This window comes from Lactiplantibacillus xiangfangensis, from assembly GCF_001438845.1.
Classification (GTDB): domain Bacteria; phylum Bacillota; class Bacilli; order Lactobacillales; family Lactobacillaceae; genus Lactiplantibacillus; species Lactiplantibacillus xiangfangensis.
Window position 1 is genome coordinate 1 of the sequence record NZ_JQCL01000022.1, and the last position, 8,653, is coordinate 8,653.

General features: G+C 37.4%; 6 protein-coding genes and 1 pseudogene. 4 read left to right on the plus strand and 3 right to left on the minus strand.

All coding sequences use genetic code 11. The features are described from left to right. Positions 1-413: 413 nt before the first annotated feature. Positions 414-812, minus strand: coding sequence for a DUF1722 domain-containing protein (locus IV64_RS02360; RefSeq protein ID WP_003586778.1), 399 nt, complete (start codon positions 810-812; stop codon positions 414-416). Between the two features lie 810 nt (positions 813-1,622). Here IV64_RS02360 and IV64_RS14275 point away from each other — a divergent pair. The 4 genes and pseudogenes from IV64_RS14275 to IV64_RS14625 all read left to right on the plus strand — a co-directional run. Next, positions 1,623-1,935, plus strand: a pseudogene (locus tag IV64_RS14275) (amino acid permease); the annotation flags it as partial. Positions 1,936-2,199: 264 nt separating this feature from the next. Continuing rightward, entirely contained in the window at positions 2,200-3,597 is a 1,398-nt protein-coding gene (locus IV64_RS02365; RefSeq protein ID WP_191982884.1) for an amino acid permease, read from the plus strand. Between the two features lie 165 nt (positions 3,598-3,762). Beyond that, positions 3,763-4,014 (plus strand): IS3 family transposase, encoded by a 252-nt coding sequence (locus tag IV64_RS14620; RefSeq protein ID WP_002816285.1) that lies wholly within the window; start codon positions 3,763-3,765, stop codon positions 4,012-4,014. Between the two features lie 17 nt (positions 4,015-4,031). Further along, entirely contained in the window at positions 4,032-4,913 is an 882-nt protein-coding gene (locus tag IV64_RS14625; protein ID WP_272946835.1) for an IS3 family transposase, read from the plus strand. A 530-nt stretch (positions 4,914-5,443) separates the two neighbouring features. Here IV64_RS14625 and IV64_RS02380 read toward each other — a convergent pair. Together IV64_RS02380 and IV64_RS02385 are read right to left on the minus strand one after the other, a co-directional pair. Beyond that, on the minus strand, positions 5,444-6,013 hold the full coding sequence (locus IV64_RS02380; protein ID WP_057705573.1) for a recombinase family protein: 570 nt from the start codon (positions 6,011-6,013) through the stop codon (positions 5,444-5,446). A gap of 375 nt (positions 6,014-6,388) precedes the next feature. Continuing rightward, positions 6,389-8,425, minus strand: a complete 2,037-nt coding sequence (locus tag IV64_RS02385) for a KUP/HAK/KT family potassium transporter (RefSeq protein ID WP_083491541.1) — start codon at positions 8,423-8,425, stop codon at positions 6,389-6,391. Positions 8,426-8,653 lie beyond the last annotated feature (228 nt).

Genomic DNA, 8,653 nt, shown 5'->3' on the forward strand with positions numbered 1-8,653 from the left:
GGAAGCTGATCTTTTTTGTCCGAACAGCGTTCGGATTAATTTTACAATCTACCAAAAAAACAAAGACTTCTTATCATCGGTACAGATGGCAAAAAAGGAATTTGATGCAGCTGATATTTCAAGGATTGAGAGCGCATTGGATTATAGATACAAATACAGCACATACTAAAAAACGCCTCATCGCCGGAATCAAATCCAGTGGTGAGGCGTTTTTGCGTCCATGAAGTTATGCCTATACTTCTTTCGATTCTGGTGCAAATATTCTGAAAGATAGTCAAGTAACCAGCAATTTCTGATTACACTTCTTTGGTTAGTCCTAATTTTAGCAATCAATTTTGGAGTGGCTGAATTGTTGGGCAACGCTAATCGTTCTTTTCAAAGGCATAATTGATTGGAACCGGTGAATTAAAAGTCTAATTCTTAGAAATTGATTGGCCTTCTCTTTCGTTAAGCTCAATTATAAGTCTAGATTTTTGGAGGTAATCAATTTGGTATTTGGCAGTTAATTGAACTAAGAAAGGACCGAGACTATCATTATCAGGTTGTAGCTCATCTAAAAGCTTCAGATATTGATGTAACTCTTCATCGGTACATTTCTTCTTGAAATATCCCCAGATATGTTGATAAGTCGTTACTAACGTTTTTCTTGTTGGTGAAACTGACCCGAGTGAATCAAGAATTTTATCTAACTCTTGTGACTTTTGTGGCGTCCATTGATTATTTTTTGCCAATAAACGAATGTGGTCATATTGTTGCTGTGATTTCGACATTACCCAATATTTATTTACCGCCCAAATTTTTTGCCAATTCATATTTCGTCTCCATTTCAAGTTACTACACGTAAGATCCCACTAAGCTACCTTATTGAAATCCATTTAAAAATGGCCACCGGGTCACTTATTTGTTACTAGCGTTTGTTGAGTTTACAAGTGGATACGATAGGGTACACCCTAACGCTGTAACGGGCGTTCCCGCCAGCACCTAGCCTTAGCTCAGCACTGAGACAATTTAAAAGACCATCTTCAAACAGTTCCCAACGTTGCCTTGCACCACATGGCAACTCTCTCAGGATGGTGACTGTCCTACTCATCTTCTCGTTAGTTTCTCATATAAATTTAATAGTAATTATTATGCGTAGTTGAACGCGTGTCAAGGATAATAAGAAAATATGAATTCATATTAACTTTCACTCATTTTAAAATTGGCTTTCATCTTGTCTGGAAAGATGTCTGTGTCTTTGGTGAATATCTTTTCTAAATACGTTTAAGGTAAACACTAAAGGGAAATACAGCTATCATTTTTGAAAAAATTTGCAATTGTGCTCAATTTTCCCCCGCAAAATAATGCAGTGAATCACTATTAATTGTTTTTGACGGATCACTGACAATACGTTAATTTAGACTAATTTCCCAGTAGTTACCAACTGAATTTAGGTTGGTTCAAAGGAGTTCAATTTGAGTCCTAAGAATTGTTAATAACGAGTGCTTAAATTATTATTGGTGGTTGGATTGAGTAACATGTCAAAAAACATGACATGAATAGTGACACATGACAAACAGTGGTATAATATGAGAATTCCTAATTAAAAGCCAATCTTCTTATCATATTTCAGAAAACTCTATATGAAATCAAAAATTTTTAAGAATCAAGATGAACCCATGCAATCTTTAAACACTCGTCATGTGAAACTTTCAAATAATTGCAATTGCTGGAACAATTGGTACCGGACTGTTCCTCAGATCTGGGTAGTACGATTAGTAAAACCGGCCGTCAGTAATGTTAGTTTACTTAACACTAGGGTTATTTTTCTTCTTTATGATGCGGGCTATTGGTGAGATGTTTTATGCGTGTTTTACACAGCATACTTTTGTTTCATTCATTTCAAAATATTTGGGGCCAACAATCGGACATTTTACTGGTTGGGGTTACTGGATTTTGCATAGTTTAATTAACTGTAACAGTAACCACTATAGAGACCCTAGTTATTAAATGTATAAAAAATCAAGCTTTCATAGTCACTGTTCATTACTTATTGCTGATTTATAACAAGACGAACTCGGTTCGTGTTTAGGGAGAATCATGGTTTTCTCACCTAAAAACAGGTTTACGTACCATGATGCTAATGGCGTTTAAATTAACTCTGCAAGAAGATACTTACATTAACGGATTTATCCATAAAGTGTCCCTTGCAAACTTACTATGGAGGAAATTTTGAAGCAAGAATTAAAGGAAACACCTCAATTACAACGATCAATGACCGCGAGACAGATGGAAATGATTTCTCTTGGAGGAGCAATCGGGGTTGGCCTGTTTATGGGGTCCACTTCGACAATTAAGTGGACCGGGCCATCGGTGTTACTAGCCTACATGTTTGTTGGACTGATACTTTATATTGTCATGCGAGCGTTGGGTGAGATGATCTATGTAAACCCTGGGACAGGATCGTTTGCTGATTATGCAACTGAATATGTACACCCGTTAGCAGGGTATCTAGCTAAGTGGGCAAACATATTTGAATATATTATTGTTGGAATGTCGGAAGTTGTCGCTGCAACTGAGTATTTGAAGTACTGGTGGCCCCACATTAACGCGCTTACATCGGGAGTGATCATCATTATATTTTTGGTTGCCGCGAACCTTGTTAGCGCCAAGGCATATGGATCATTAGAGTTTTGGTTTGCAATGATCAAAGTATTAACGATTATTGCCATGATTTTACTGGGTCTTGGCCTAATATTGTTTGGGTGGGGCAACGGCGGCCATCCTATTGGAATTAGTAATCTCTGGTCACATGGTGGTTTCTTTACCGGTGGCATATCGGGATTTTTCTTTTCAATGTCGATTATTGTCGGTTCCTACCAGGGTATCGAACTACTAGGAATTTCCGCGGGAGAAGTTGATAATCCACAAATAGCCATTATTAAATCCGTTAAATCCGTTTTATTTCGTATTTTGATTTTCTATGTTGGCGCTATCTTTGTAATCATTACAATCTATCCGTGGAACCAGTTGGCCAACATTGGGTCGCCATTTGTGTCAACTTTTGCAAAAATTGGCATCACTGCAGCTGCATCAGTTATCAATTTTGTAGTATTAACAGCGGCCTTATCCGGTGCTAACTCGGGTATCTACTCATCAAGTCGAATGTTATTTAAATTATCTCACGAAGGTGATGCACCCAAAATTCTAGGTAGATTATCTAAGCGAGTTGTGCCAGATGCCGCCATTCTAGGTATATCTGGAGGAATATTATTAGGATTTATTGTGGATACATTCGCATCAACTTACAGTAGCTCAGCATCCAACTTGTTCGTAGTCGTCTTCAGTTCCTCAGTTTTACCAGGTATGGTTCCCTGGTTCGTTATTCTACTAGCTGAATTGCGGTTTCGGAAGAACAACCCTCAGTTGCTGTCATGTCATCCATTTAAGCTACCACTCTACCCATTCTCGAATTATTTTGCATTTGCAATGTTGTTGGTTATTGTAGTCTTCATGTTTATAAACCCAGATACACGTATATCTGTATTTGTTGGCGCGTCTGTTTTGCTTTTAGCCACTGCAGTATATCTGCTTCGGCACCATACTAACAAACTCTAATTTGCATCATTAATTGGAAAACAATTTCGGTATATCGAAGTTTTGTGAAGTGAACCCTTACCAAATAAATATTCAATAATGACCTGGATGTAAGCTGATTACTGAGACAACTTTTAAGAGAGGGTATAATGAATAAATCATCTCTCAAAAGAAAGGAATTTTTACATGCCAACTCGTTACGACAAAGAATTCAAACAAAACATTATCAACCTATATAAGCAAGGCGAATCAGCTGCCCAACTGGCCAGAGAATATGGCATTGGCTATTCAACAGTTCATAAGTGGATCCAGGGCCAGGCCAAAACTCAATCCGGTAAATCGCCAGACGAAATCAAAGCGATGGAAAAGCGACTGGCTTCGCTGTCTGAGGAGAACGAAATCCTAAAAAAAGCCCTGGGCTTCCTTGCGCAGAAGTAACCAATATCTTTGATTACATTCACCAAGAAAGCCATCACCACCAGGTAACCAAGATGTGCCGAATCCTCGGTGTTTCCAGAGCTCAGTATTATCGTTATCGATCCCCCAAACCTTCAAAACGCCGGGCCGAAGATGCGGACTTGAAACAACGGATTCTGCGGATCTTTGCGGAATTTAAGCAGCGATACGGTGTTATGAAGATCCACCATGAATTGAATCTGGAACTTCAACCACTGCAGCTTCGGTGCAGTCCACGACGGATTTCCCGGCTCATGAAGGAACTGGATATCCACTCCGTTACCGTCAATAAGTGGAAAGCGGCTTCGGCTTCCAAAACCAAGGTTGAACAGCGTCCCAACTTGCTTAAGCAGGATTTCTCGACCACTGGTTTAAATCAAAAATGGACCGCTGATATGACCTATATTCAAACGAAGCGTAATAGCTGGTGTTACTTATCAACCATCATGGACCTGCACTCACGACGGATTATCGGCTATTCGTTCTCAAAAAAGATGGCTACTGATTTAGTCTTAAAGACCCTGGAAAGCGCGGTTAAAAATCGAACCATTACTGGGGACCTGATTATCCATACGGATTTAGGATCACAGTATACCAGCGATGATTACAATCAACGTTTAACTGAACTACATATCCGCCACTCATACAGCCGTAAGGGTTGTCCGTATGATAATGCGCCAATGGAATCCTTTCACGCTTCCCTCAAAAAGGAATGTGTTTATCCAGTGCCGTCCTTTTTGAATATGTGCATGCTTTCTACAATAGGAAGAGAATTCATAGTTCACTGGGCTACCAGACCCCCTTACAAGTTGAAATTGCAACACTTACGAGCCAAATGGCCGCCTGATTTAATGCTTTCCAGGGTTCAAATAAGTTATTAATCGCGATTAATGATTTATTTGAGCTGTGGAAGGTAAACGCGGTTCTGAATGTCTCTTAAAATCTGTCTCAAATATTGACTTCAATCCAACGCCGGCTTTTATACAGCTAAGAAAATTTTATAATGAAGACTAGTAAAATTTGCATTTCTTATTAATTGTTGCATACGGTTTTTAACCGTAACTATCAACTGCTATGAAACACATTGTAGAGACTAACATCCATCGTATAAACTGTATTATTTTGATAAATATGTTTCTATTTGGAAACTAAGACTTATAATTAGCATAGAGTGACTAACTCTTTATCAAAATACCCACAAAGGGCCTGCTCAACTAACAATTGAGCGGGCCTCTTGTAGTTCATATCGAACCCTATCACAACTAATATTATATAGAAAGCTAGTATAATTTAATGCCTCCAATTTCAAAATGAATATTTCTCAAGACTACTTAAACCAAGCAGTAATCTTTTTAGTAAGCGATTATTTAAGTATTCATGTTTAAGCTAATTTAAGCCATCTTAAATAAATTTAGAAGCTATCTTTTTCAATTAACTTAAATCGACGCTGCTGCGTGCGTTTACTAATCCCCGTCTTTCGTTCAATCATCTTATAAGTCATCCCCTGTTGTCGTAACTCATAAGCAAATCTGATCTGTTCATCAGAATACGTTTTCGGTCGCCCTTCCCGAAATGACGGATCATGTTGCTTGGCATACAATTTACCTTCTTGTGTGCGCGTGACAATCATATCGCGTTCAAACTGCGCAAAGGCGCTAAATATTGTAAAGACTAGTTGTCCAGTCGGCGTATTGTCAATTAAGCCCATATTCAAAATGTTGACTTTGACATTTTCTTTAAACAACTCTTGGATAATGGCTAATGCCTCGCGCGTGTTCCGTGCAAACCGATCCAACTTAGTGACAATCAAAGTATCGCCTGTTTTTAGAACGCGCAACAGTTTTTGAAACTCCGGTCGTTCAGTAGTTGTGCCAGTAAACTTTTCCTGAAAGATTTTTTCTGCTCCTGCCAATTTTAGTAACTCAATTTGATTTGCTAATTTTTGATCAGTGGTACTGACCCGCGCATAGCCATATTTCATCTTTTTATCTCCTTATTTATGTCATTAAGTAATGACACGGTTCTAACCCTTTAATTATACAGCATCAAAAAAGAGGCCACAACTGTTAAGTTATGACCTGATTCGTTCTAGGTTAGCGACGTTTTTTGTCCAGAAACATGAAATATATAAATTCCAATATAGAGGTTACCTAGATCATTGAATAACCCTATAACAAATTAAAAGCAAAATAACAGCCCTTAAATTCACAGGTAGTGGGTTTAAGAACTTTTCTAATGCGTTTTTCTGAAAGACTATTATATTTTATTGGCATTCATAATTAAATAACAGCAACTGTTAATCTGGTTGTAATAGTATAAAAAGAGTTACTACTTAATTTTCATAACTACTAAATGTTTACTTTTTAGGATTATTTAAAATATCTCGATGATAAATTTTCTTTTGGATTAAGTACTGATCCTGATCTTGAGTAATAAATAACGGAGAACTTTCTTCTATAACATTGCTAAACTCCAAACCATACCATGAAATAGGTGAGGCTGTAATTTTCTGCAAATAGATGCGTCCGCCAATCAATCTCCTATCTAACGAGCTTAACTGATCATTGACAATTAAATCCGCTGGTTGTTCCTTTATAATAACAAACTTAAAGTCGCCGACTTTCCGTTGTCGCTCTGTTGAATACGTGGGTATTTGTGGCTCTAAAATACCTTGTTCCACTAGATGATTTACAATTTGATGTAAATAGACACTAACGGATTGAGATTTCCTAAACCCTAAGTACAATTGAACGTTAACAACATTATGTGTCTCAAGTAAATCAACTGTATAATTACTTTCATAAGGTGCATTGGTTTCATTGACTGTAACAAACCAATAAACTTTAGCTCTTTTAGGTTGTCTGTCGAGAATAGAATACATGGTACTACGCTTAATTTGGTAATCACCCTTAATCTTAGTCATATACACTAAGTTAGTCGTGAACAAAGGTATTGTATTGTCTGCGCTTAATTTAGAGAGTTGATCACGATAGTCAAGAAGTGAAACATACTCGCTTTCTTTTTCATAATGTTCTCTTCGTTTATTTCCAAAGTACCAAAGCCACATAATATAAAGAATACCCAACATGATTGTTAAGGTAACATAACCGCCATGAATAAACTTAACCAAACTTGAAATTAGAAAGATTAGTTCAATAAAACCAAAAAACAAGGCAATTATAAGCGCCGTTCCCTTATTTAGGTGTTTATTTAAAAATTCATGCAAAAGCACGGTAGTCATAAGCATGGTAATAGTGATTGCTAAACCATACGCAGCCTCCATTTTTTGTGAGCTACCAAAGAACCAGACTACACTGATTGTTATTATACATAGTATCCAATTAACAGTTGCAATATAAATTTGATTTTTTATATTACTTGGATGTCTAATAACCATTCTAGGTAAAAATTTTAAGCCAATTGCTTCATCGACTAAAGTGTAAGAACCCGTAATCAACGCCTGAGAGGCAATGATTGCAGCGAGTGTGGCTAGCAAAATGCCAACTAGGTGCCAAGGCCCTGGGAGCATTTCATAAAAGGGATTTAAGTTCGATAAGTGCCTGTAAGCAGTGTCACCTGCATGTCTAATTATCCAAGCCCCCTGACCTAAGTAATTTAAAAATAGGGTGCTATATACTAGTGGCCAGGTTACATAAATATTCTTCTTGCCAACGTGACCCATATCGGAATATAAAGCCTCTGCTCCTGTGGTTGCCAAAAAGATACTTCCAAGTATAAAGATTCCCACTTTGTTAACTGGACTGAAGAGTATCTTAATTGCATAATAGGGAGAAATAGCCTTCAATATCATTGGATAATTGATTAGATTAACGATTCCAAAGACAGCCAAAAAGCCAAACCATAAAATCATCACTGGTCCAAAGGATTTCCCAATCACACCTGTTCCAAAACGTTGAATCATAAATAATACGAGTAAAACAACTGTTGTGATAATCAAGACGTTATGTTGAGAATTACTAAACACCACAGGGCCAAGGTGTTGTTTTTTTAATCCCTCAATGGCTGAGGTCACGGTTACTGCAGGTGTTAATGTTCCATCGGCCAAAATAGCTGCCCCACCAATCAAAGCTGGCCAAATTAACCATTTTGCATTTTTTCGAACTAAGGCATATAAAGCAAAAATACCGCCTTCATGCTTGTTGTCGGCTTGCATTGCAATGACAACATACTTCAACGTTGTAATAATCATTAATGTCCAAAATATCAAAGAAACTGACCCAATGACGTATTCTGGAGAAATATTTTCCATTTTACCAGCGTCACCAATCAATGCATTCATAACATACAATGGTGAAGTACCAATATCGCCGTATACAATGCCTAAAGTAACTAGTGCTCCTGCAAGGGAAACACGTTCTAGTTGCTTATTCATAATTACTTGCCTCCAAAGTCATTTCTTGAAATATGGCACTGCAAAATAGTAAGCCTAAACACTAAGAAAAGCAACTATGCCATATACATCATAATGAAATCACTTTAAAGAAGTTCATAATTTACGATATACTGATTGAAGCCATAAATTATGGGTCTTTGTAGATTGCAAGTTTAATCCGAATTTTTGGACAAATTTGTCAGCATAACCTGATACGGTGTTTGCCAG